A 22,648-nucleotide genomic window follows, 5' to 3' on the forward strand; every position below is an offset into this window, starting at 1 on the left:
GGCGCGCTCACGGGCACCTGTGGACAACCCGGTCGGGCGCCGCAATCACCGGCCGAAGAAGTCCGACCAGTCCGGCCAGAGGGGGCCGAGGAACCCCGACCAGTCCGACCAGATGGGATTGCCGGCGAGAAGCCCTCCGACAGCGAGGACCACCACCGCACCGAGCAACGCCCAGAGCATGAGCAGCCAGAGGCCCCCGCTGAAGACCCACAACGGCGCCGCTCCGGGATGTGCCTTGTTGAGGAGCCGGGTGTTGCTGAACCGTCGTGTCTGCACGGGCAGGCCACTGGTCTCGAGCAGCTCCACCGGCCACATCTTGTCCATGTAGGCGGCCGCCCACGCAGCACTGCGGGCGACCACCCGCCCGCTGTCGTCGACCAGCATCAGCCGGAACACATCGGGGATCCGTGGATGTCCGGCCTTCACCGGCGGATAACTGGCACGGAGCAGCCCTGCCACCTCTCCGGGACCGGTTCCCAGCGGCAACTCGACGCGGCGCTGCCGGACGGCGTCGTCCTCCCAGATGACCTCGCCGCCCTCGCGGTCGATGGTGAGGGAGCTGTGCGGGATGTCCCGGACGAGCAGTCCCCCGGCCGCGGTCATCTCCGGGCGGAGGACGACGAAGGGGACGTCGGCGTTCCGCATGGGATCGCGCATGCCGTTCACCAGCGCATCGATCTTCGGCAGCCGCCGCTCCATGTCTTCGACGCGGCCGGTGGACGAGGTGGAGAGTTCCCACACCACCCCGGCCACGGGCACGAGCCACCGGACGTGTTCCTGGACCTTCGCCCAACGCCTGCCACCCACCCGCTGACGCACGCGCACTGCCCCGACGTCGGAGCCCGGCACCGGCTCGATCACGGGAGGAGCCAGCCGGGGGTCGTCCGGCCGAAGGGCGTTGCGCAGCACCTCGTCGATCGCCTGTGCCGCGGGCACAGCTGGATCGTGCTCGTGCCGGACGAGGCGGACGACCAGATCCGGCTGCTCGAGCAGTCCCCGGAAGCCGGCGTGGAGAAAGACGCCGACGCAGCCGGTGGCGACGGCGTTCTCCAGCACCGGCGCCCACCACCTGGTGAAGCTCTTGGTACGCGCGCGGGACGTGAACGGATGGCGGAGGTGACGAGTGGCCTCGCGCCACGAACCCTGCTGCTCCCAGTCCGGAGGGAAGTAGGCCCAGGAGTCCGAATGCTCGACGACGAGACCAGGCGGGCGGGACTCCATCGGCTACGGCAGCCGGGGGCCTTCGGGCAGTTCGAGGTCGGGCTTGTCGAGCTCCTCCACGTTGACGTCCTTGAACGTCAGCACCCGCACGTTCCGGACGAACCGGGCCGGGCGGTACATGTCCCACACCCAGGCGTCGGAGAGCTTCAGCTCGAAGTAGATCTCGCCCCCGGCCTCCCGCACCTGCAGGTCGACGGAGTTGGCGAGGTAGAACCGGCGCTCGGTCTCCACCACGTAGGTGAACTGCCGGACGATGTCCCGGTACTCGCGATAGAGCTGCAGCTCCATCTCGGTCTCGTACTTCTCGAGGTCCTCGGTGCTCATCGGTCCTCGGTGCTCGTCAGGGCTCGGGACTCAGGGCGCATGCCCCCATCATCGACCATGCCGGCCGAACCGGTCACCCGGGCTGTGTACAAGTCGCGGGCGTTGCGCACGTTGACGAACCGCATCCGGTGTTCGGGGCACGGCCCGTGCCGTTCCAGCGCCGCGGTGTGGACGTCGGTGATGTAGCCCTTGTGGCCGGCGAAGTCGTACTCCGGCCAGCGCTCGTGCAGGTCCAGCATGATCCGGTCCCGGGTCACCTTGGCCAGCACGGAGGCCGCGGCGACGCAGGCGGCGACCCGGTCGCCCTTCCACACCGCCAGCCCCGGTCGTGCGAGCCCCGGCACGGGGAAGCCGTCGGTCAGCACGTAGTCCGCCCCGGGATCGAGCGTGGAGACGGCGCGACGCAGCGCCTCGATGTTGGTGACGTGCATGCCGCGGGCGTCGAGGTCGGCCACCGGCAGCACGACGACCGACCAGGACACCGCACGGGCCACGATCTCGTCGTAGACCCGCTCGCGGGTGGCGGCGCTCAGCAGCTTGGAGTCGGCCAGGCCGGGCACGCGCCCACGCTTGCCCGCCGGGAGGATGCAGGCGGCGGCCACCAAGGGCCCGGCGCAGGCGCCGCGCCCGGCCTCGTCGGCGCCGGCTATCGACTCGAACCCGCGCCGACGCAGCGTGCGCTCCATGTCCCAGAGCGCGTCGGGCCGGTCGACGGCCGGCACGCGCCGGACCGGTGCCGACCGGGTGTGGGTGGGACGAGTTGCCATCGCGGCACGACAGTACGACGACCCGGACGCACCTCGGGCCGGCCCCCGGCGAGGGGGCCGGCCCGAGGTGCCGGAGGAGGGGAACTCAGATGTCGACGGTCGCCTCAGGGGCGGACGCGGAGAGGGCATGCGCGCCGCAGGTGCAGCCCGGGCCACGGTTGGACAGCACCAGGGAGACCGCGTGCGCCCGGTCGCGGGCACCCAGCTTGCGCAGGATGGCCTTGACGTGGCTCTTGACGGTGTCCTCGCTGATGAAGAGGTTGCGGCCGATCTGGCGGTTGGACTGGCCCTGCAGCAGCTCGTCCAGGACGTCCTGCTCGCGCCGGGTCAGCGGCACCTCGGGGGTGAACGGCTTCGCGGCCGGGACGTCGGAGGGCTCGACCCGGCGGATCTGCGGGTCGACGACGGTCCGGCCGGCGCGGGCGGCCAGGATGGCCCAGCCCAGCAGCGTCGGCGAGGTGTTGATCATCAGGTAGCCGCGGATGCCGGCGGCCAGGGCCTCGTTGACCACGGCCGGGTCCTCCGAGGTGGCCAGCGCGATGATCGCGACGCGCGGGAAGCGGCGCCGCAGGTCGCGGCAGGCGTTGAGGGTCGCCGCGCGGCCCGGGCCCAGCTCCACCACGACGGCGTCGGGGCGGGCGGACTCGGCCAGCGTGAGGGCGCGCCGCAGCTCACCGGGGCTGCCGACGGACTGCATGCCGGCGGTCTCGTTGATCATGCTGACCAGCCCCCGACGCAGGACGGGCGCGTCGGCGAGGAGGAGCACGCGGGTGACCCCGCGGGCGGTGCTCGCCACAGGTGCAGACACAATGAACTCCGTTTCACTCTCCGGGAACGTGCAATGTCTCCATCGGAAGGGTGAAACGGTTGCTTGAATGCTTTTCGGCAATTTCTTGTGCCGTCAGAGCGACACCTGATTGAGCGTTCCGCGAGTCACAGGCGCACCACGAAAGCGAAAGCGAAAATGCGTCGGTCAGTCGCTCCCGCGGCGGGCGCGACGGCGCCGTCGCCAGGCGGCCAGCGGAACCGCACCGGCCAGACCGACGGCGTAGGGCAGGACGGCGACCGCACCGACCGGGGACACCGGGCCACCGACCGGAGCGGCGGGCACGCCGTCGGCCGCCATTCCCTGGATGTCGGGATCGTCGAGGACACCGAACCGGTCGATCGGCCACACGATGAGCGAGGCCTTGCCGATGACGTCGTCGACGCCGATCGTGCCGGAGTACTCGTCACCCATGTGGATGCGCGAGTCCCCCGAAGCCGACCGGTGGTCGCCCATGACCCACAGGCGCCCCTCGGGAACGGTGACCGGCCCGAAGGCGCGCTGCTCGATCGGGGTGTTCTCGTGGATGTAGGGCTCGTCCAGCGGCTCGCCGTCCACCGTGACCCGGCCCTCGACGTCGCAGCACTGCACCGTCTGGCCCTCGGTGGCGATGACCCGCTTGACGAAGTCGTCCTCGCTCGGGGGCGCCACGCCCAGCGTGCGGCCGATCCAGAGCAGGGCGCCGGTGAACCAGTTGGAAGGCTCCTCGACGCTGATCTCCGGCGTCCAGGTCTCGGGCCCCTCGAAGACGACGATGTCGCCGGGTTCCGGCTCGCCGAACCAGTAGGGCACCTTGTTCACCAGTACCCGGTCACCGGTGCAGCCGGTGCAGCCGTGCAGCGTCTGCTCCATCGACCCGGACGGGATGAAGAAGGCCTGCACGAAGAAGGTCTTGACCACGAGCGCGAGGACGAAGGCGATCAGCAACAGGATCGGGAGCTCGCGCAGCAACGAGCCCTTCTTCTTGTCCTCGCGGTTGCGTCGACGCCCGCGCCCGGCGGCCGGCGCTGCATCGGTCTCACCCGATCGCTGCGGGTCGGGCTCGCCCGGTTCCTCCGGAACGACGTCGGCGGGCCCCCCGGGCCGGTCGCTGCTCATCGAGAGCCAGCGTACGGCGCGGGGGACCCGCCGAGTTCCAGCCGGTCCGCACCGGCTGTCACGCGTGTCCGCGCAGGGAGGTCAGCGAGCGACCGGCTCGCGCTTCTCCTTGATCTTGGCGGCCTTGCCGCGCAGCTCGCGCAGGTAGTACAGCTTGGCGCGCCGCACGTCACCGCGGGTGAGGACCTCGATCTTCTCGACGACCGGGGTGTGCACCGGGAAGGTGCGCTCCACGCCGACGCCGAAGCTCACCTTGCGCACGGTGAAGGTCTCGCGGATGCCGCCGCCCTGGCGGCGGATGACGACGCCCTGGAAGACCTGGATGCGGGAGCGGTTGCCCTCGACGACGCGGACGTGCACCTTGACGGTGTCACCCGGGCGGAACGAGGGGATGTCGTCACGCAACGAGTCGGCGTCGAGTGCGTCCAGGGTGTTCATCTCGGCAGTCCTCAGGTCTCAGGTGGTCGATCTCGGTGCGGACAGCGGAATGCCCCGGCTGTCCGTTCCGGGGTGCTGCGGCTCCGGTGCGGAGCGCGGCGACGGCGGGACCGTCGGCCAGCAGCGACTCTCTACTGTGCCACATCCTCAGCCGACGATGCGCGGCGGCCCTGTCCACGGGCCGCTCTGCAGCTCCGCCAGCAGCGCCGGCAGGTCCGCGGGCACGAAGCCCTCGGCGCTCGCCGCGATCTCCTCGGCCGACCACCAGCGGTGCGGCTCGTCGGCGAGGACCTCCAGCTCGGTGAGCGCGCCGGGGACGACCTCGTGCACGACGTCGCGCAGCACGAAGAACGTCTCGCGGGTGTCGTAGACCTGGTCGCCGAAGGGTCCGACGTGCCGGCGCAGCCAGACCGGCCCCTCCAGGGCGGCGGGCTCCACGACCAGTCCGATCTCCTCGGCGAGCTCGCGGACGGCGGCTGCGCGCAGCGTCTCGCCGTCCTCCACTCCCCCGCCGGGCGTGTACCAGAACAGCACCTCTCCCGGCGGGACCGACGGATCGGGCAGCCGGGCGCCGAGCAGCACCACGCGACCGGCCGGGTCGAGGACGACGACGCGCGCCGTCGTCCGCTGGACCGGCCGCTCAGTCACCGGAGAGGACCGCCCGGTCGGCGTCGGTGAGCGCGTCCTCGGGCAGGGCGGCGAGCAGGTCGGGCCGCCGGGTCGCGGTGCGGCGGAGCGACTCCGAGCGCCGCCAGCGGTCGATGGCGGCGTGGTTGCCCGAGAGCAGCACCGGGGGCACCTCGTGGCCGCGCCAGCTGACCGGACGGGTGTAGGACGGGCCCTCGAGCAGGCCGTCGGCGTGCGAGTCGAACTCCGCCGATTCGCGGTTGCCCAGGACGCCGGGGATGAGCCGGGTGACGGCCTCGGTCATGACCAGCACCGCGGACTCCCCGCCGGCGAGCACGTAGTCACCGATCGACACCTCCGAGACCGGTCCGGCCTCGGCCGCCCAGTCCGCGACCCGCTGGTCGATGCCCTCGTACCGGCCGCAGGCGAAGACCAGCCCGGGCTCCGCGGCCCACTCCACCGCCATGGCGTGGGTGAACGGGCGGCCGGCCGGTGTGGGCACGACCAGCCGCGTGCCGGGCGGGCGGACGGCGTCGAGCGCCTGGCCCCACGGCTCGGGCTTCATGACCATGCCGGGACCGCCGCCGTAGGGGGCGTCGTCGACCGTGCGGTGCACGTCGTCGGTCCACTGCCGCAGGTCGTGGACGCCGACGCTGACCAGGCCGCGCTCGATGGCCTTGCCCAGCAGCGACTGGCGCAGCGGCGCCAGGTACTCCGGGAAGATCGTGACGACGTCGATCCGGAAGCTCACAGGTCGAGCAGCCCCTCGGGCGGGTCCACGACCAGGAAGCCACCGGCGACGTCGACCGTCGGGACGATGGCGGAGACGAACGGGATCAGCGCCTCCCCACCCTCGGCACGGCGGACGACGAGCAGGTCCTGCGCCTCGTGCCGGACGGCGGTGACCTCGCCGATGACCGACTCGTCGGGCAGGCGGGCGGTGAGGCCGACCAGCTGGTGGTCGTAGAAGGAGTCGGGCTCCTCGATCTCCGGCAGGTCCGCGATCGGGACGAGCAGGAGGGTGTTGCGCAGCTCGTCGACGGTCTCGCGGAGCTCGTAGGCCTCGCCGGACGGGCCGGCCAGCTGCAGCAGGAGGGTGCCGCTGTGCCACCGCTTGTCGACGACGGTGAGCGGCCCGCGCTCGGCCGGGTCGGTGAGCAGCACCGAGCCGGGGGCGAAGCGCTGGTCGGGGTCGTCGGTGCGCACCTCGACGGTGGCCAGACCACGGACACCGTGGGGTCGGCCGATGCGGCCGACCACCACGGTGCCGGTGGGTTCGTGCTGTGCGTTCAAAGAGCTCGGGCTCAGCGCCCGTCGGTGTCGACGACGTCGACCCGGAGGCCGCGTCCGCCGACGCCGGTCATCACCTGGCGCAGCGCCTTGGCGGTGCGCCCGCCGCGGCCGATGACCTTGCCGAGGTCGTCGGGGTGCACCCGGATCTCGAGGGTCTTGCCGCGACGGTTGGTGAGCAGGTCGACGGTGACGTCGTCGGGGTTGTCGACGATGCCCCTGACCAGGTGCTCGAGCGCTTCTTCGAGCACGTCTTACTCGGCCGGCTTCTCAGCGGCGTCCGCGGCCGGAGCCTCGGGCGCGGCGTCGGCGGCCGGAGCCTCGGACGCGGCGTCGGCGGCCGGAGCGTCGGCCGGGGCCTCCGCGGGCGCCTCGGCGGCGGCCTTCTTCGGGGCGGCCTTCTTCTTGGCCGTGGTGGCCTCGGTGGTCGGCTCGTCCATGCCGGCGCGGACGGCGGCCTCGTAGAGGGCCTTCTTGTCCGGCTTGGGCTCGGCGACGCGCATGGGCGGCGGCGCGGCCTCACCCTTGAACTTCTGCCAGTCGCCGGTCACGCGGAAGATGGCGGCGACGGCCTCGGTCGGCTGCGCGCCGACACCCAGCCAGTACTGCGCCCGCTCGGAGTCGACCTCGATGTAGGAGGGGTCCTCCTTGGGGTGGTACTTGCCGATCGTCTCGATCGAGCGGCCGTCACGCTTGGTGCGGGCGTCGGCGACGACGATGCGGTAGTACGGCGCGCGCATCTTGCCCAGGCGCATGAGCTTGATCTTGGTGGCCACGGTGTGTGGTGTTCTCCTCGAAAGCTGTGTGGTTGCTCGCCGGGCGACGTGTGGGGTTACGCCGGGGCGGAGCGATGGACACGCGCGGGCATGGTGAGAGGGCCGCACCCGACGTGTTCGACCAGCCATTGTGCCAGACGGGGCGCAGCCACCGACGGGCCCTCTCAGGCGTCGGGCGCCGCCTCGTCGTCGCCGACCAGGAAGCCGCCCCAGCCGTCGTAGGTGCCGCCGTGCCGGTCCACGATGCCGACCACCTCGCGCGTGAAGGCAGCGGCCATGGCGGAGTCGACGGCGGTCATGGCGCTGAACTCCAGCCACACGGTGAGGAACCGGCGGTACAGCCCGTCGATCCGGTAGCCGGCAGCGACGAGCTCCTCCCCCGCCGCCTCGGCGGCCTTCCGCGTGCGGAACCCGGCGAGGTGGTCGATCGGCCGCAGCTGGTGCACCCGGTCACCCAGGCCCAGGCGCTGCTCGACCAGCTGGACGCCGAGCGCCACCTGCTCCTCGACGTCCCGGGGCACGTCCTCAGCCCCGGACGGCGGCCAGCACGCGGGCGGCGGCGTCGCCGACCGGTATCTCCTCGCGCTCGCCGGTCCTCCGGTCGCGCAGCTCCAGCACGCCGTCGACCAGGCCGCGGCCGACCGTGACGATCGTGGGCATGCCGAGCAGCTCGGCGTCCTTGAACTTCACGCCGGGCGAGACCTTCGGCCGGTCGTCGTAGAGCACGGTGAGGCCCTGCCCCACGAGCTCGGCCGCCAGCGACTCGGCGGCCTCGAAGATCGCGGCGTCCTTGCCGGTGGCGACGATGTGCACGTCGGCCGGGGCGACCTCGCGGGGCCAGATCAGGCCCAGCTCGTCGTGCGTGGACTCGGCGATCGCCGCGACCGCGCGGGAGACGCCGATGCCATAGGAGCCCATGGTGACGGTGACGAGCTTGCCGTTCTCGTCGAGCACCTTGAGGTCCAGCGCCTCGGCGTACTTGCGGCCGAGCTGGAAGATGTGGCCCATCTCCACGCCGCGGGCGAGCTCCAGCGGGCCGGAGGCGTCGGGCGCGGGATCGCCGGCGAGCACCTCGGCGGCCTCGATGACGCCGTCCCAGGTGAAGTCGCGGCCGGCCACCAGGTCGAAGACGTGCTTGCCCGGGGCGTTGGCGCCGGTGATCCAGCGGCTGCCGCTGACGACCCGCGGGTCCACCAGGTAGCGGATGCCCGACTCGCTCTCGCTGCCCAGCACCTGCGGGCCGATGTAGCCCTTGACCAGCGCGGGGTGCTTGTCGAACTCGGTGAACGGCTCGACCTCGGCCGGGGCGACCTGGGCCTCGAGGCGCTTGGCGTCGACCTCGCGGTTGCCGGGCAGGCCGATGACCAGCGGCTCCCGGGTGCCGTCGGGGTGCACCAGGGTGACGACGACGTTCTTCAGCGTCGACTCGGCGGTGTAGCCGGCGTCGGGGAACAGCTGCTGGGCGACGGCGACCAGCGATTCGATGGTCGGGGTGTCGGGGGTGTCCTCGACGTGCGCCTCGGGCAGGCCCTGGAGCGGGATCGCGTCGGGGACGACGGTGGCGACCGCCTCGACGTTGGCCGCGTAGCCGCCGGGCGAGCGCACGAAGGTGTCCTCACCGATCGCCGTCGGGTGCAGGAACTCCTCGCTCCTGGAGCCGCCCATGGCGCCGGACATCGCCGAGACGATGGCGTACTCCAGGCCCAGCCGGTCGAAGATCTTGATGTAGGCGTCGCGGTGCGCGGCGTAGCTCTTGTCCAGGCCGGCGTCGTCGACGTCGAAGGAGTAGCTGTCCTTCATCGTGAACTCGCGGCCGCGCAGCAGCCCGGCCCGGGGACGCGCCTCGTCCCGGAACTTGGTCTGGATCTGGTACAGCGACAGCGGCAGGTCCTTGTACGACGAGTACAGGTCCTTCACCAGGAGCGTGAACATCTCCTCGTGCGTGGGGCCGAGCAGGTGGTCGACGCCGCGACGGTCCTTGAGGCGGAACAGGTTGTCGCCGTACTCGGTCCAGCGGCCGGTGGCCTCGTAGGGCTCCTTGGGCAGCAGCGAGGGGAAGTGCACCTCCTGCGCGCCCATCGCGTCCATCTCCTCGCGGATGATCCGTTCGACGTTGCGGAACACGCGGAAGCCCAGCGGCAGCCAGGTGAACCCGCCGGGAGCGGCCCGCCGGATGTAGCCGGCACGTGCCAGGAGGCGGTGACTGGCGACCTCGGCGTCGGCCGGGTCGTCCCGAAGGGTCCGCAGGAACAGGGAGGACATCCGCAACAGCACGGGTGAAGTCTCCCAGGCCAGGGCCAGCCGGTTTCGGACGGCCCAGGCCCCGGTGCTCAGGCGGGTTCGGGCACGCCGCCCGGGTCGCCACCGGGGTCGTCGGGGGTCGCCTCGATCGGCGCCGGCGGCAGGGTGTCCGGCGTATCCGGCATGAGCTCGCCCGGGTCGTCGGGCGCGTCCGCGTTCGGATCGATCAACGGCTCCGGCTCAGGCACTGGCTCGACCATGCGAGGAGTCAACCAGCGCGAACGCCGGTTGGCACCCTTGGCGGGAGCCGACCCCCGAGCCCCCGTGTCGAAGGGCCCGGGAGGCGGCGCGGCCTGGCTACCATCGAACGACGGCCGAGATGCGACGACAGCTCGTCGCGGAGCCGACCACCGACGAACCCCCGGCGCGGGGCCGATCCCGGAAGCGAGGTGCCCGTGAGCCGGGACCGCCACCAGCCGGACGACCCCGGCGGCCGCCCGCTGCCCCCGCGCCTCGATCCGCGGGCCGGACTGCCGCCGCGGTCCCGCGCCGGGGCGAAGCCGGCCGCGGCCGCCGCCCCCGCACGTCGCAGCCGCCGCGGCGTCGTCGCCGGCCGGGTGGTCGCGGGCGTGCTGTCGGCGGCGCTGCTCGCCGGCTCCGGCTGGGGCTGGTACCTGGGCCAGGTCGCCGACGCGACCGTCAACCGCACCGACGCAATCCCCGCCGAGGGGAACGAGGGCGCAGGCGAGGCGATGAACCTGCTGCTGGTCGGCAGCGACAGCCGCAGCTCGCTCACCGAGGAGCAGCTGGCCGAGCTGCAGGCCGGCACCGACTCCGGCACCAACACCGACACGATGATCCTGGTGCACGTGCCCGCCGACGGGTCCCGGGCGTCGTTCGTCTCCTTCCCCCGCGACTCCTACGTGGAGATCCCCGGCCACGGGAAGGACAAGCTCAACGCCGCCTACGCCTACGGCTACGCCGGGGTCGACGACGGCGCGTCGGACAACCAGAAGCAGGCGGCCGGGGCGCAGCTCCTCGTGCAGACCATCAGCCGGCTCTCCGGGCTGGAGATCGACCACTACGCCGAGGTGGACCTGCTCGGCTTCTTCAACCTCACCTCCGTCGTCGGCGGCGTCGAGGTCAACCTGTGCGAGCCCGTCGACGACTCCCGCTGGTCCGGCGCGGTGTTCCCGGCCGGCCAGCAGGTCATCAGCGGTGCCGACGCCCTGAAGTTCGTCCGCCAGCGGCACGGGCTCCCCCGCGGGGACCTGGACCGCATCGTCCGCCAGCAGGTGTTCATCGCCGGCGTGCTCCGCCAGATGCTGTCCAACGACGTGCTGCTCGACCTCGGCAAGCAGCGGGAGCTGGTGGAGGCGGCCGCGGAGTCGCTGACCGTGGACAAGAACCTCAACCTGCTCCAGCTGGCCGAGCAGATGCAGTCGGTGACCGCCGGCAGCATCGACTTCCAGACCGTGCCCAACCTCGGCCCGGACAAGGAGGGCAGCATGTCGATCGTCCGGCTCGAGGACGCCGACACCGTCCGCTCCTTCTTCGCCGACCTCTCGGCCGAGCCCGAGGAGGCACCGGAGGCCGCCGCCCCGCCGGCGCCCGCCGACCCGTCCGAGGTGACCGTCGCCGTGTTCAACGGCTCGGGCACCAGCGGGCTCGCTGCCAAGGCTCAGGGCGAGCTGGAGGCCGGCGGCTTCTCGGTGGCCTCGGCCGGCAACGCCGACACCTCGAACTACACGCGGACCGAGATCCGGCACGCCGAGGGTGACGAGGCGCTGGCCGCCGCGCTCGCCGCCGTCGTCCCCGGCGCGGTCGTCACGGTGGGCGGCGACGCAGAGCCGGGCACCGTCCAGCTCGTGCTCGGCTCGGACTTCAACGGCATCGGCCAGGCGACCGACGCCCAGGCCCCGGAGGCGCCGGCGGCCGAGGACCAGCCCCGCACCGCCGCGGACACCGGCTGCATCTTCTGACCGCCGGCGGTCCGCCCGACCGGGGTCAGGCGACGACGCGGCCGCGCAGGATCGTTCGTTGCGGTCGCTGTAGCGAGTCGAGGTCGGCCCGCGGGTCGGTCTCGTAGACGACGACGTCGGCCGTCGCCCCTTCCTCGATGCCGCGCAGGCCCAGCCACTCCCGCGCCTTCCACGAGCCCGCCGCCAGCGCCGCCTCGGCCGGGATGCCGGCCTGGCAGAGCGCGCGGACCTCGTCGGCGATCACGCCGTGGTCGATGCCGCCTCCGGCGTCGGTGCCGGCGAACACCGGCACGCCCGCCTCGTAGGCGGCCCGCACGACCGCCCCGGAGTTCGCGTACAGCCGCCGCATCGTGCTGGCATAGGTGGGGAACTTCTTCTCCCCGGCGTCGGCGAAGCCCGGGAAGTTCTCCACGTTGACCAGCGTGGGGACGACGGCGGTGCCGCGGCGGGCCATCTCGCCGATGAGCTCCTCGGTCAGCCCGGTGCCGTGCTCGATGCAGTCGATGCCGGCCTCGATCAGCGCCGGCAGCGCGTCGGTGCCGAAGGTGTGCGCGGTGACCCGGGCGCCCTCCTCGTGGGCGGCGGCGATCGCGGCGGCGACGACGTCGGCCGGCCACTCGGGGGCCAGGTCACCGACCGCGCGGTCGATCCAGTCCCCCACCAGCTTCACCCAGCCGTCGCCCCGACGGGCCTGCACCCGGGTCTGCTCCACCAGGTCCTCGGGCTCGATCTCGATGCCGAGGCCGGGGATGTAGCGGCGGGTGCGGGCGATGTGCCGGCCGGCCCGGATGATCGTGGGCAGCTCCGGGTCGTCGTCCAGCGACCGGGTGTCCACCGGCGACCCGCAGTCGCGCAGCGCCAGCACGCCGGCGTCCCGCTCGGTGAGCGCCTGGGCACGGGCCTCCGCGAGGTCCTCGGCGTGCCCGCCCCCGCGCAGGATGCCGACGTGGCAGTGCGCGTCCACCAGCCCGGGGATCAGCCAGCCACCGCGGCTGACCGTCTCCGCGCCCGGCACCGGCTCGAAGGTGAACCGGCCGTCGCGCACCCAGACGTCGCGGTGCTCCCCCTCCGGGAGCACCACACCGGCGAGGTGGAGCGCGGGTCCGCTCACTTGCCCTGCTGGTCCTTGAACTGGTCGAAGTTCAGCTTGCTCAGGTCGGGCAGCCCCTGACCCGGCGGGAGACCGGGCATGCCGCCGCCGAAGGGGTTGGCGCCCCCCGGGAAACCGGCGCCCGGCGGCAGGCCCGGCGCACCCACGGGACGGCGGGCGGGGCCGCCCTTGGCCTTCCCCTTGCCCTTCTTGCCCTTGCCGCGCGCGGCCTGGGCCTGCTGCTGCCGGCCGCGCTGCTTCTTCGACATGGGGCCCATGCCGGGCAGGCCCATGCTGCCGGCCATCTGGCTCATCATCTTCTGCGCCTGGGCGAACCGCTCCAGCAGCGCGTTCACGTCGGTGACCGTCATGCCCGAACCGTTGGCGATGCGCACCCGCCGCGAGGCATTGATGATCTTGGAGTTGACCCGCTCCTCCGGCGTCATCGACCGGATGATCGCGGTCACCCGGTCCAGCTCGCGGTCGTCGACCTGCTTGAGCTGCTCCTTCATCTGCCCGGCGCCCGGCAGCATGCCCAGCAGGTTCGCGATCGGGCCCATCTTGCGGATCGCGACCATCTGCTCGAGGAAGTCCTCGAGGGTGAAACCCTCGCGCGAGGCGAGCTTGCCGGCCATGCGCTCGGCCTGCTCGGCGTCGAAGGTCTTCTCGGCCTGCTCGATGAGCGTGAGCACGTCGCCCATCCCGAGGATGCGCGAGGCCATCCGCTCGGGGTGGAAGACGTCGAAGTCGGTGAGCTTCTCGCCGGTCGAGGCGAACATGATCGGCTGCCCGGTCACGTGGCGGACCGAGAGCGCCGCACCACCGCGGGCGTCGCCGTCGAGCTTGGTGAGGACGACGCCGGAGAAGCCGACGCCCTCCTGGAACGCCTGCGCCGTGGTGACGGCGTCCTGGCCGATCATCGCGTCGACGACGAACAGCGTCTCGTCGGGCTGGACGACGTCGCGGATGTCGGCCGCCTGCTGCATCAGCTCGGCGTCGATGCCGAGCCGGCCGGCGGTGTCGACGACGACGACGTCGTGCATGGTGCGGCGGGCGTGGTCGATCGAGTCGCGGGCGACCTGCACCGGGTTGCCGACGCCGTTGCCCGGCTCGGGTGCGTAGACGTCGACGCCGGCCTGGCCGGCGACGATCGACAGCTGGTTGACCGCGTTGGGGCGCTGCAGGTCCGCGGCGACCAGCAGCGGGGTGTGCCCCTGCTCCTTGAGCCAGCGGCCGAGCTTGCCGGCGAGCGTCGTCTTACCGGCACCCTGGAGGCCGGCCAGCATGATGACGGTGGGCGACTGCTTGGCCAGCCGGACGCGCCGGGTCTCGCCACCGAGGATCTTGATGAGCTCCTCGTTGACGATCTTGACGACCTGCTGCGCGGGGTTCAGCGCCTGGGAGACGTCGGCCCCGCGGGCGCGCTCCTTGACCGCGTCGATGAAGGCCCGGACCACCGGCAGCGCGACGTCGGCCTCGAGCAGGGCGATGCGGATCTCGCGCGCCGTCGCGTCGATGTCGGCGTCGGAGAGCCGACCCTTGCCCCGCAGGCCGGTGAAGACCTTGTCGAGGCGGTCGGAAAGGGTCTCGAACACAGCACGTCCTCACAGAGCTCACGGGCGCGGGCTCGCCGCGCCACCTGCTCCCAGCGTATCGAGGGAGCGGCGAGGGCGTTCAGGCCGCGCGGGCGGCGGCGACGACGACCGGCAGGACCGCCGCGTCGCCGGTGACGACCGCGGTGCCGCAGTCGGCGCAGATCCACTCGGGGCACTCGCCGCCGTCGCCGCTGTGGCCGTCGATGCAGGGCGGCTGCACGAAGTCCCGCTCCTCCTCGCAGGTGGGGCAGGCCCACTGGCGGCTGTCCACGACGGGCTCCTCTCGACAGATGGGACCGGTCCGTCCCGACCGCCTTCGACCGTCGCACGCCCCTGTGACAGAACCGAGGACATCAGGGCGGCGTGTCGGCCCCTCCCCCGCTCCGGGTGGCGGTGATCAGCGCCGCGTCCACCCGCTCGCGCTGCCCCGGGTCCACCGGCGAGCCCGAGGGGTTGCAGACGTAGAAGCAGTCGACGGCATCCCCGCCCAGTGTCTCGATGCGGGCGCCGGTCACGTCCAGCCCCTCGCCCGCGATCGCCGCGGTGAGCCGGTAGAGCAGGCCCGCGCGGTCGCCGGCGCGCACCTCGACGATCCCGGTCGCGTCCCCGCTGACCTCCCCGTTGTGCCAGGAGATCCGCGGCGGCGCAGCACGGCCGTCCTGCCGGTAGTCCGCCTCCCGTTGCCGCAGCCGCTCGGCCAGCGGCAACGTGCCCTCCAGCGCGGCCCGGACGCCGTCGGCGAGGATCTCCGGCACCGGCGCCCGGCCGAAGCGGGGGCGGACGGAGAAGACGCCGGTGCCGTAGCCGTCGGCCACCGTCATCTTGGCCGCGCGCACGTCCAGCTGGTTGAGCGCCAGCACACCGGCGCAGGTGCTCAGCAGCCCGGGGCGGTCGGGGGCCCGCACGGTCACCTGCTGGCCGTCGGGGACGTCGGCGATGCCGACGGTCACCGCGCCGCCGGCGTCGCCGGCCGCGGGCAGCTGCGCGCTCACCTGGGCGCTGGTCGGGTGCAGCACCGGCGCGGGCACCGCCGACGGCGTCCCGCCCAGCTCGCCCTGCACCCGGGCGACCAGGGCCGCCACCAGGTGGGCCTTCCACGGCGACCAGGCCGACGCGCTCGTGGCCGCGCCGTCGGCCTGGGCGAGCGCGTGCAGCAGCTGCAGCACCGAGGCGTCCCGGCCGATGGTGTCGGCGACCCGCTCGATGGTCGCCGGGTCGTCGATGTCGCGCCGGGTGGCGGTGGCCGGCAGCAGCAGGTGGTGGCGCACCAGGGTCGCCAGCGTGGCGACGTCGTCCGGCGCGAAGCCCATGCGGGTCGCGATCTCGGCCGCCACCGGCTCCCCCACCACGCTGTGGTCGCCCGGATAGCCCTTGCCGATGTCGTGCAGCAGCGCCGACATGAGCAGCAGATCGGGCCGGTCGACGTCGCGGGTCAGCTCGCTGGCCGCGGCCGCGGCCTCCACGAGGTGCCGGTCGACGGTGAACCGGTGCCAGGGGTGGCGCTGCGGGAGCGACCGCACGCGGTCCCACTCCGGCAGCAGCCGGGACAGCAGGCCCTCCTGGTCCAGCTGCTCCAGCACACGCACCGCCGCGCGCCCGCTGGCCAGCACCCGGAGGAAGGACCAGCGCGCCTCCGGCGGCCACGGCTCGGGCATCGGCGGGCTGTGCACCGCCAGCACCTTGAGGGTGTACGGCGAGAGGAGGAGGTCCGCGCGGGCGGCGGCCGCGGCGGCCCGCAGCGCCAGGCCGGGGTCGGCCGCGGGGCGCGCGTCCCGGGCGAGCACCACCTCGTCGCCCTGCCGGACGACGCCCTCGGCCAGCGGCTCGCGACGCACCCGGCGGTACCGGCCCCGGGGACGGCGGACCAGCGCCGACTCGACCCGGCGCCACGTCTCGTCGGCGACGAACGCCAGCCGGCGACCGGCGAGGCTGACCTCGCGCAGCAGCGTGTCCTCGTCGGCGAGGCCGAGCGCGTCGGCGACCGGCCGCTGCTCCTGGCGCACCAGCACGTCGGCGGCCCGGCCGGAGCGGCTGCGCAGCTCGTCGCGCACGTCGAGGAGGAAGGCGTAGGCCTGCTCGGCCTCGGCGCTGGGCTCGTCGGCCAGCTGGGCGGCGGCGACCGCGCGCAGCACCTGACCCTCGCGCAACCCGCCGTAGGCCTCCTTGAGGTCCGGTTCCAGCAGGAAGGCCAGCTCCCCGAGCTGCCGGCCGCGCTCCCGGCGGAGGTCGCGCAGTTGCGGCAGCAGCCGGGAGGCGTGCTGCCGCCAGCTGGCCAGGGTGGCGGCGCGCAGCCGCCCGGCCAGCTCGGCGTCCCCGGCGACCAGCCGGGCGTCGAGCAGCCCGAGCCCGGCCTTGGGATCGGTCGAGGCGACGGCGACGGCCTCGGCGACGGACCGCACCGAGTGGTCCAGCCGCACGCCGGCGTCCCACACCGGGTACCAGAGCGCGTCGGCGATGGCGGCGATCTCGGGTCGGCCGTCGTGGACCAGCACGAGGTCGAGGTCGCCGTGCGGGGGCAGCTCCCGGCGGCCGAGGCTGCCGACCGCCACCAGGGCCAGCCCGTCGGTCCCCGTGCGGGGTGGCGGGCTCCCCCGGCGCGCCTGCGCCGGCGGGGTGCCCCCGACGGCATCGGCGAGCAGCCCCGCCAGCCACCCGTCGAGGGCGGCGACCCGCTCGGCGCGGCTCAGCCGCGGCAGCGCCTGGGTGTCCAGCACGACTCCCCCTGGAAGTGATCGACCGTGGAAACAGCGGACGCCGGCCGGGAGAGCGATGTCGCTCCCCCGGCCGGCGCCGTCAGCTACTGCCGACGCCGCGGCTCAGACCGCGTCGTCGCCGCGCTCACCGGTGCGGACGCGGACGATCTCGTCGATCGTCGTCACCCACACCTTCCCGTCGCCGATCTGGCCGGTGGAGGCGGCCTCGACCACGGCGTCCACCACGCGGGCGGCGTCGAGCTCGCTGACGACCACCTCGATGCGGACCTTGGGCACGAAGTCCACCTGGTACTCCGCACCGCGGTAGACCTCGGTGTGCCCGCGCTGCCGGCCGAAGCCCTGCACCTCGCTGACGGTGAGCCCGGCGATGCCGATCAGCTCCAGGGCGTTCTTGACGTCGTCGAGCTTGAACGGCTTGACGATCGCGGTGACCAGCTTCATGCCAGCGTCCTCTCGGTGTTGCGGGCCTCGGCGCGAGCCTGGCCGGCCAGTGGGGCGGTGGAGCCGCTGCTGCCGAGCGAGGCGAAGTCGTAGCCCGACTCCGCGTGCACGACGTTGTCGATACCGGTGATCTCGTCCTCCTCCGTGATCCGGAAGCCCATGGTCTTCTGGATGACGAAGCCGATGACCAGCGTAAGGATGAACGAGAAGGCGAGCACCGCCACCGCCCCGACGACCTGCCGCCACAGCTGGTCGACGCTGCCGCCGAAGAAGAGGCTCTCCACGCCGGCCGGGGCATCCGGGTCGGCCAGGAAGCCGATGGCGATGGTGCCCCAGAGGCCACCGACGAGGTGGACGCCGACGACGTCGAGCGAGTCGTCGTAGCCCAGCTTGTACTTCAGGCCCACGGCCAGGGCGCACAGCGCACCGGCGATCGCGCCGACGATGATCGCGCCGACGGGCGAGACCGCGGAGCAGGCCGGGGTGATGGCGACCAGACCGGCGACCACACCGGAGGCGGCACCCAGCGACGTCGAGTGGCCGTCGCGGATCTTCTCCACCAGCAGCCAGCCGAGGGTCGCCGCGGCGGTGGCCACCAGGGTGTTGACCCACGCGACGGAGGCGGTGTTGTTGGCGGCCAGCGCCGAGCCGGCGTTGAAGCCGAACCAGCCGAACCACAGCAGGCCCGCGCCGATCATCACCAGCGGCAGGTTGTGCGGGCGCATCGCCTCGCGGCCGAAGCCGCGCCGCTTGCCCAGCACCAGTGCCAGCGCCAGGCCGGCCGCACCGGCGTTGATGTGCACCGCGGTGCCGCCGGCGAAGTCGATCGCCGCGAGGTTGTTGGCGATCCAGCCGCCGACGTGCTCGTCGAGGCTGAAGTCGAAGACCCAGTGCGCGACCGGGAAGTAGACGACCGTCGCCCAGACGCCGGCGAAGACCATCCACGCGCCGAACTTGGCGCGGTCGGCGATGGCACCGGAGATCAGCGCCACGGTGATGATGGCGAAGACGGCCTGGAAGCCGACGAACGCCATGACCGGCAGCCCGCCCTCTTCGCTGGTGGTGTCCTCCATCAGCCCCTTGAGGCCGAAGTACTGGGTCGGGTCGCCGAGCAGGCCCGCGCCGAGGTCGTCGCCGAAGGCGATCGAGTAGCCGTAGAGGACCCACAGCACGCTGATGAGCGCCAGCGCGCCGAAGCTCATCATCATCATGTTCAGCACGCTCTTCGCGCGGACCATGCCGCCGTAGAACAGTGCCAGGCCCGGAGTCATCAGCAGCACGAGTGCGGCGCTGACGAGGATCCAGGCGGTGTCGCCGGTGTTGACCACGGCAACCTCCTCCAGGTGTCGGGGCCGTAGGTGACCCGTGTCGAGTGGCGTTCACCGTGCCGGGCTCGTGTTTCCGACGACGACGGCGTCGCGTTTCGGTGCGGTGAACTCCCGACCGCGTGTCCCGCCCGTTCGTTGCGGTCGTGTTGCGCCGCCCCTCGCGGTGGCCTCCGTCGCACCCGTCCGGGGCCGCGACGAGCCAGTTGCAAACGATGTGCAATAAGGTCGACGTCGTGCACGTCCCCGATGGATTCCTCGACGTCCCGACCTCCGTGGCGACCGGCGCGCTCGCCGCCGGCACGGTGGCCCTCGCCCTCCGCAAGGCCCGCACCGAGCTGGACGACCTGACCGCGCCGCTGGCCGGGCTCACGGCCGCCTTCGTCTTCGCCGGCCAGATGATCAACTTCCCGGTCGCCGCCGGGACCAGCGGCCACCTGATCGGCGCGGTGCTGACAGCGGTGCTGGTCGGGCCCTGGACGGCGGTGCTGTGCATGACCGCGGTGCTGCTCGTGCAGGCGGTGCTCTTCGCCGACGGCGGGCTGACCGCGCTCGGCACCAACGTCACGCTCATGGCGCTGCTCGCCGTCGTCGTCGGCTACGGCGTCTTCCGTGGGCTGGCCGCCGTCCTGCCCCGCACCCGGACCGGTGTGCTGACCGCCGCCGGGGTCGCCGCGTTCCTCTCGGTGCCCGCCGCCGCCCTCACCTTCGTCGGCCTGTTCGCCCTCGGCGGCGCGGTCGACCTGCCGCTGGGCACCGTCGCATCGGCGATGACCGGCGTGCACCTGCTCATCGGCCTCGGCGAGGCCGCGATCACCGTCACGATCATCGGCGCGGTGCTCGCCGTCCGCCCCGACCTGGTCCACGGCGCACGCGGCCTCGGCTCCGCGGCCGTGCTCGAGGACCGTCGCCCCGCCACCGTGGAGGTTCCCCGATGACCCGCCGCGGCCGCACCCTCTGGATCGTCGGCGTCACGGTGGCCCTCGTCGTCGCCGGCGTCGTCAGCTGGTACGCCAGCTCCTCCCCCGACGGCCTGGAATGGGCCGCGGAGCGGGCCGGCTTCGCGCACACCGCGGAGGACAGCGCGGCCGCCGGTTCGCCGCTGGCCGACTACCTGTGGAACGGCGAGGAGAACCGGCTCTCCGCGGGCGCGGCCGGGATCGTCGGTGTGCTGGTCACGCTCGGGCTCGCCGGCGGCGTGACCTGGCTGGTCCGCCGACGCGGCGTCCCCGGCCAGGGCTGAGGTGGGCGCGGGCCACGGGGCCTCCCTGACCGCCCGCTACCTGCCGGGCGGCACCGCCGTCCACCGGCTGGAGCCGCACACCAAGCTCGTGGCGGTGCTCGCCTTCGCCGTCGTCGTCGTGCTGACGCCGGTGCAGGCGCCCTGGGCGCCGGCCGCCTACGCCGGCTACCTGCTGGCCGTGCTGACCGTGGCCGCCGTGGCCGGGGTCGGTCCCGCCCGGTTGCTGCGCGGCCTGGTGGTGGAGGTGCCCTTCGTGGCCTTCGCCGTCCTGCTGCCCTTCGTGGCCCGCGGGCCCGAGGTCCAGGTGCTCGGGCTGTCGGTCTCGCAGAGCGGGCTGGCCGCCGGCGGCGGGCTGCTGGCCAAGGCGACGCTGTCGATCCTTGCCGCGACCGTGCTGGCGGCGACGACGGAGCCGCGGGCCCTGCTGCGCGGGCTGGAGCGGCTACGGCTGCCGCAGGTGCTCGTGCAGATCCTGATGTTCATGATCCGCTACGCCGACGTGGTCGGCGGCGAGCTGCACCGCATGCGGGTGGCCCGGGAGTCCCGCGGCTTCACCGGCGGCGGCCTGCGCGGCCTGCGGGTCCTCGGCGCAACCGCCGGAGCGCTGTTCGTCCGCTCCTACGAGCGCGGTGAGCGGGTGCACCTGGCCATGGTCAGCCGCGGCTACACCGGCAGCCTGCCCGGGAGCCCGGCCGCCCCGGTCGCCCCCGGCTCGTGGGCGCTGGCCCTCAGCCTCCCCCTGGCGGCAGCCGCCGTGCTGCTGACCGGGATGCTGCTGGGGTGAGCGTTCCACCGCCGTCCCTGCTCGTGGAGGACCTCGCCTTCGCCTATCCGGACGGCCACCAGGCGCTCTTCGGCGTCGACCTGCGGATCGAGCAGGGCGAGCGGGTGGCGCTGCTCGGCCCGAACGGGGCCGGGAAGACGACGCTGGTGCTGCACCTCAACGGCATCCTGCGGGCCGGCCGCGGCCGGGTGACCGTCGCCGGGCTGCCGGTGGAGAAGCGCTCGCTGCAGGAGGTCCGCCGCCGGGTCGGCATCGTCTTCCAGGACCCCGACGACCAGCTGTTCATGCCCACCGTCGGCGAGGACGTCGCCTTCGGGCCGCGCAACCTCGGCCTGCCCGAGGACGAGGTGACCGCCCGGGTCGCCGAGGCCCTCGCCCAGGTGCGCATGGCTGACGCGATCGACCGCGCGCCGCACCACCTCTCGTTCGGCCAGCGCCGGCGCGTGGCCGTGGCCACGGTGCTGGCGATGCGGCCGGAGATCGTCGTGCTGGACGAGCCGTCGTCGAACCTCGACCCGGCCGGGCGGCGCGAGCTCGCCGAGGTGCTGGCCGAGCTGCCGGTGACGCTGCTGATGGTCACCCACGACCTGCCCTACGCCGCCCAGCTGTGCCCTCGGTCGGTGATCCTCGACGGCGGCGTCGTCGTCGCCGACGGGCCCACGTCGGAGGTGCTGGCCGACGCGCCGCTGCTGGCCGCCCACCGCCTGGAGCTGCCCTACGGGTTCTCACCCCGGCCGACCGCACCGCCCGGCTGAGACCGGCGGGCGGGGCGGCAGCACCCCCGTAGCGCTGCCGCCCCCCAGGGGCTCGCGGTGCTCCCACCGTCACCCACCGGACCGGCCCGCCGTGGTCAGGGACGGGCGGCACTCCAGAGGTACCGCCGTCCGGGCCTTTCCGTCCCGTTCCCGGGCCGGTTTTGCGGTACTTTGCGCCGCATCGCGGGGGGCTCGGGGTCAACGGGAGATGCATGTCCAGCACGACGGATCCGTTCGTCCGCCAGATCACCTGGCTCGTGAACGCCCATGGCGGCCGCGACCAGCTGTCGAAGGTCTCGGGCAGCCTCGTCAGCCCCCGGACGCTGGACAACTGGTGCCGCGGGCGGTACCCGCGCAACGCCGTGACCGGCGCCGTGCGCGACCTCGACGCCTGGGCGCTCCAGCACTCCCCCGGCTACCCCGACGCCGCCGGGGCGCCACGCCTGGTCGAGACCTGCGGCCCCCAGCCGGCCGCGACCCCGACCCCAGCGGTGACGGCACCGGAGACGGCGACGCAGACCGCACCGGAGCCCGTACCGGAGTCCGCCACCGCGCCGGGACGGCCCGGGTGGCGGCGGCCGTGGGTGCTGGCGGTCGCCGCGGCACTCGTCGTGGCCGGGACCACGACCGGCTTCCTGCTGCTGGGCGAGGACGAGCCCGAGGCTCTCCCCGCCCTGCCGAGCACCGGGGACGGCCGGCTGCGCCCGGAGACCACCGGGAGCCTCGGCGCCAACACCTTCTCCGACCCCCGGACGCTGCAGGGGCAGGCCCAGAAGATCCCGCCGGACACCACAGTGCAGGTGCGCTGCCGCTACTACGCGCCCAGCATCCCGAGCGTGATGCCCGACGGCTTCTGGTACCTCGTCGACTCCGGCGAGTGGGCCGGGCGCTGGTCGCCGGCCAACTCCTTCATGAACGGGGACGTGCCCGGCGAGCCGACGCTGCACAACACCGACTTCGACGTGCCGGTCTGCCGCTGAGCACAGCGGCGCTCGCTGCGATGCTCCCGCGGCTGTCAGCCGACGATGCCCACTTGGTCGGCTTCCGCGCCGCGGTCCGCTCCTCGCTCGCTGGCGCTCGCTGCGATGCTCCCGCGGCTGTCAGCCGACGA

At 73.3% G+C, this 22,648-nt stretch carries 26 protein-coding genes; 6 read left to right on the forward strand and 20 right to left on the reverse strand.

Features of this window, described 5'->3' with window-relative positions:
- Positions 1-45 precede the first annotated feature (45 nt).
- From GCU60_RS14565 to GCU60_RS14630, 14 genes are all read right to left on the reverse strand, one after another.
- The gene (locus GCU60_RS14565) at positions 46-1,221 is read right to left on the reverse strand and encodes a hypothetical protein (RefSeq protein ID WP_163206460.1); all 1,176 of its coding nucleotides are present in this window, start codon (positions 1,219-1,221) and stop codon (positions 46-48) included.
- Between the two features lie 3 nt (positions 1,222-1,224).
- Positions 1,225-1,545, reverse strand: coding sequence for a DUF2469 domain-containing protein (locus tag GCU60_RS14570; protein ID WP_104529564.1), 321 nt, complete (start codon positions 1,543-1,545; stop codon positions 1,225-1,227).
- On the reverse strand, positions 1,542-2,312 hold the full coding sequence (locus tag GCU60_RS14575; RefSeq protein WP_163206462.1) for a ribonuclease HII: 771 nt from the start codon (positions 2,310-2,312) through the stop codon (positions 1,542-1,544). Before GCU60_RS14575 ends, GCU60_RS14570 begins: the two co-directional genes overlap by 4 nt.
- Before the next feature lie 85 nt (positions 2,313-2,397).
- Positions 2,398-3,120 carry a LuxR C-terminal-related transcriptional regulator gene (locus GCU60_RS14580; protein ID WP_163206464.1) on the reverse strand — a complete coding sequence of 241 codons (723 nt, stop codon included), beginning with the start codon at positions 3,118-3,120 and terminating at the stop codon, positions 2,398-2,400.
- Positions 3,121-3,285: 165 nt separating this feature from the next.
- The gene (lepB, locus tag GCU60_RS14585; RefSeq protein WP_163206466.1) at positions 3,286-4,236 is read right to left on the reverse strand and encodes a signal peptidase I; all 951 of its coding nucleotides are present in this window, start codon (positions 4,234-4,236) and stop codon (positions 3,286-3,288) included.
- Positions 4,237-4,317: 81 nt separating this feature from the next.
- A complete protein-coding gene (rplS, locus tag GCU60_RS14590; RefSeq protein WP_104529568.1) occupies positions 4,318-4,674 on the reverse strand; it encodes a 50S ribosomal protein L19 in 357 nt (118 codons plus the stop codon).
- A gap of 147 nt (positions 4,675-4,821) precedes the next feature.
- Complete coding sequence (locus tag GCU60_RS14595) at positions 4,822-5,322, reverse strand: NUDIX domain-containing protein (RefSeq protein WP_163206468.1); 501 nt, start codon at positions 5,320-5,322, stop codon at positions 4,822-4,824.
- Positions 5,315-6,052 carry a tRNA (guanosine(37)-N1)-methyltransferase TrmD gene (gene trmD, locus GCU60_RS14600; protein ID WP_163206470.1) on the reverse strand — a complete coding sequence of 246 codons (738 nt, stop codon included), beginning with the start codon at positions 6,050-6,052 and terminating at the stop codon, positions 5,315-5,317. The genes GCU60_RS14595 and trmD overlap by 8 nt, the downstream gene beginning before the upstream one ends.
- Complete coding sequence (rimM, locus tag GCU60_RS14605) at positions 6,049-6,594, reverse strand: ribosome maturation factor RimM (RefSeq protein ID WP_163206472.1); 546 nt, start codon at positions 6,592-6,594, stop codon at positions 6,049-6,051. Before rimM ends, trmD begins: the two co-directional genes overlap by 4 nt.
- A gap of 11 nt (positions 6,595-6,605) precedes the next feature.
- The gene (locus GCU60_RS14610) at positions 6,606-6,842 is read right to left on the reverse strand and encodes an RNA-binding protein (protein WP_104529572.1); all 237 of its coding nucleotides are present in this window, start codon (positions 6,840-6,842) and stop codon (positions 6,606-6,608) included.
- A gap of 3 nt (positions 6,843-6,845) precedes the next feature.
- Entirely contained in the window at positions 6,846-7,367 is a 522-nt protein-coding gene (rpsP, locus tag GCU60_RS14615) for a 30S ribosomal protein S16 (RefSeq protein WP_163206474.1), read from the reverse strand.
- Between the two features lie 164 nt (positions 7,368-7,531).
- Entirely contained in the window at positions 7,532-7,888 is a 357-nt protein-coding gene (locus tag GCU60_RS14620; protein ID WP_163206476.1) for a ribonuclease E inhibitor RraB, read from the reverse strand.
- Between the two features lie 4 nt (positions 7,889-7,892).
- On the reverse strand, positions 7,893-9,641 hold the full coding sequence (locus GCU60_RS14625) for a proline--tRNA ligase (protein WP_163206478.1): 1,749 nt from the start codon (positions 9,639-9,641) through the stop codon (positions 7,893-7,895).
- A gap of 56 nt (positions 9,642-9,697) precedes the next feature.
- Positions 9,698-9,856 (reverse strand): hypothetical protein, encoded by a 159-nt coding sequence (locus GCU60_RS14630; RefSeq protein WP_163206343.1) that lies wholly within the window; start codon positions 9,854-9,856, stop codon positions 9,698-9,700.
- Between the two features lie 207 nt (positions 9,857-10,063).
- Between GCU60_RS14630 and GCU60_RS14635 the strand changes: the two genes are divergently transcribed.
- Entirely contained in the window at positions 10,064-11,590 is a 1,527-nt protein-coding gene (locus GCU60_RS14635) for an LCP family protein (RefSeq protein WP_163206480.1), read from the forward strand.
- Between the two features lie 25 nt (positions 11,591-11,615).
- Here the strand turns inward: GCU60_RS14635 and GCU60_RS14640 are convergent, their stop codons facing one another.
- From GCU60_RS14640 to GCU60_RS14665, 6 genes are all read right to left on the reverse strand, one after another.
- On the reverse strand, positions 11,616-12,701 hold the full coding sequence (locus GCU60_RS14640) for an amidohydrolase family protein (RefSeq protein WP_163206482.1): 1,086 nt from the start codon (positions 12,699-12,701) through the stop codon (positions 11,616-11,618).
- Entirely contained in the window at positions 12,698-14,275 is a 1,578-nt protein-coding gene (gene ffh / locus GCU60_RS14645; RefSeq protein ID WP_163206484.1) for a signal recognition particle protein, read from the reverse strand. The genes GCU60_RS14640 and ffh overlap by 4 nt, the downstream gene beginning before the upstream one ends.
- A gap of 79 nt (positions 14,276-14,354) precedes the next feature.
- Entirely contained in the window at positions 14,355-14,546 is a 192-nt protein-coding gene (locus GCU60_RS14650) for a hypothetical protein (protein ID WP_163206486.1), read from the reverse strand.
- An 82-nt stretch (positions 14,547-14,628) separates the two neighbouring features.
- Positions 14,629-16,989, reverse strand: a complete 2,361-nt coding sequence (locus GCU60_RS14655; protein WP_163206488.1) for a [protein-PII] uridylyltransferase — start codon at positions 16,987-16,989, stop codon at positions 14,629-14,631.
- 102 nt (positions 16,990-17,091) lie between these two features.
- Entirely contained in the window at positions 17,092-17,430 is a 339-nt protein-coding gene (locus GCU60_RS14660; RefSeq protein WP_104530520.1) for a P-II family nitrogen regulator, read from the reverse strand.
- On the reverse strand, positions 17,427-18,758 hold the full coding sequence (locus tag GCU60_RS14665) for an ammonium transporter (RefSeq protein WP_163206490.1): 1,332 nt from the start codon (positions 18,756-18,758) through the stop codon (positions 17,427-17,429). The genes GCU60_RS14660 and GCU60_RS14665 overlap by 4 nt, the downstream gene beginning before the upstream one ends.
- Positions 18,759-18,991: 233 nt before the next feature.
- Here GCU60_RS14665 and GCU60_RS14670 point away from each other — a divergent pair, with 233 nt between their 5' ends.
- The 5 genes from GCU60_RS14670 to GCU60_RS14685 all read left to right on the forward strand — a co-directional run bounded on the left by GCU60_RS14670 (position 18,992) and on the right by GCU60_RS14685 (position 22,517).
- Entirely contained in the window at positions 18,992-19,693 is a 702-nt protein-coding gene (locus GCU60_RS14670; protein ID WP_345770607.1) for an energy-coupling factor ABC transporter permease, read from the forward strand.
- A complete protein-coding gene (locus GCU60_RS19925) occupies positions 19,690-19,998 on the forward strand; it encodes a PDGLE domain-containing protein (protein WP_204262061.1) in 309 nt (102 codons plus the stop codon). The genes GCU60_RS14670 and GCU60_RS19925 overlap by 4 nt, the downstream gene beginning before the upstream one ends.
- A 1-nt stretch (position 19,999) precedes the next feature.
- Complete coding sequence (gene cbiQ, locus GCU60_RS14675; protein WP_163206492.1) at positions 20,000-20,782, forward strand: cobalt ECF transporter T component CbiQ; 783 nt, start codon at positions 20,000-20,002, stop codon at positions 20,780-20,782.
- Positions 20,779-21,537 carry an ATP-binding cassette domain-containing protein gene (locus tag GCU60_RS14680; protein WP_163206494.1) on the forward strand — a complete coding sequence of 253 codons (759 nt, stop codon included), beginning with the start codon at positions 20,779-20,781 and terminating at the stop codon, positions 21,535-21,537. Before cbiQ ends, GCU60_RS14680 begins: the two co-directional genes overlap by 4 nt.
- 212 nt (positions 21,538-21,749) lie before the next feature.
- Positions 21,750-22,517, forward strand: a complete 768-nt coding sequence (locus GCU60_RS14685; protein WP_163206496.1) for a hypothetical protein — start codon at positions 21,750-21,752, stop codon at positions 22,515-22,517.
- Positions 22,518-22,648 lie beyond the last annotated feature (131 nt).

It is taken from the genome of Blastococcus saxobsidens, assembly GCF_010682065.1.
GTDB classification, from domain to species: Bacteria; Actinomycetota; Actinomycetes; order Mycobacteriales; family Geodermatophilaceae; genus Blastococcus; species Blastococcus saxobsidens_B.

Excerpts from the sequence above, each read along its gene's own strand:
- lepB (WP_163206466.1), bottom strand. The coding sequence starts at position 4,236 with ATGAGCAGCGACCGGCCCGGGGGGCCCGCCGACGTCGTTCCGGAGGAA.
- GCU60_RS19925 (WP_204262061.1), top strand. The coding sequence starts at position 19,690 with ATGACCCGCCGCGGCCGCACCCTCTGGATCGTCGGCGTCACGGTGGCC.
- rplS (WP_104529568.1), bottom strand. The coding sequence starts at position 4,674 with ATGAACACCCTGGACGCACTCGACGCCGACTCGTTGCGTGACGACATC.
- GCU60_RS14565 (WP_163206460.1), bottom strand. The coding sequence starts at position 1,221 with ATGGAGTCCCGCCCGCCTGGTCTCGTCGTCGAGCATTCGGACTCCTGG.
- GCU60_RS14685 (WP_163206496.1), top strand. The coding sequence starts at position 21,750 with ATGTCCAGCACGACGGATCCGTTCGTCCGCCAGATCACCTGGCTCGTG.
- GCU60_RS14575 (WP_163206462.1), bottom strand. The coding sequence starts at position 2,312 with ATGGCAACTCGTCCCACCCACACCCGGTCGGCACCGGTCCGGCGCGTG.
- GCU60_RS14660 (WP_104530520.1), bottom strand. The coding sequence starts at position 17,430 with ATGAAGCTGGTCACCGCGATCGTCAAGCCGTTCAAGCTCGACGACGTC.
- GCU60_RS14570 (WP_104529564.1), bottom strand. The coding sequence starts at position 1,545 with ATGAGCACCGAGGACCTCGAGAAGTACGAGACCGAGATGGAGCTGCAG.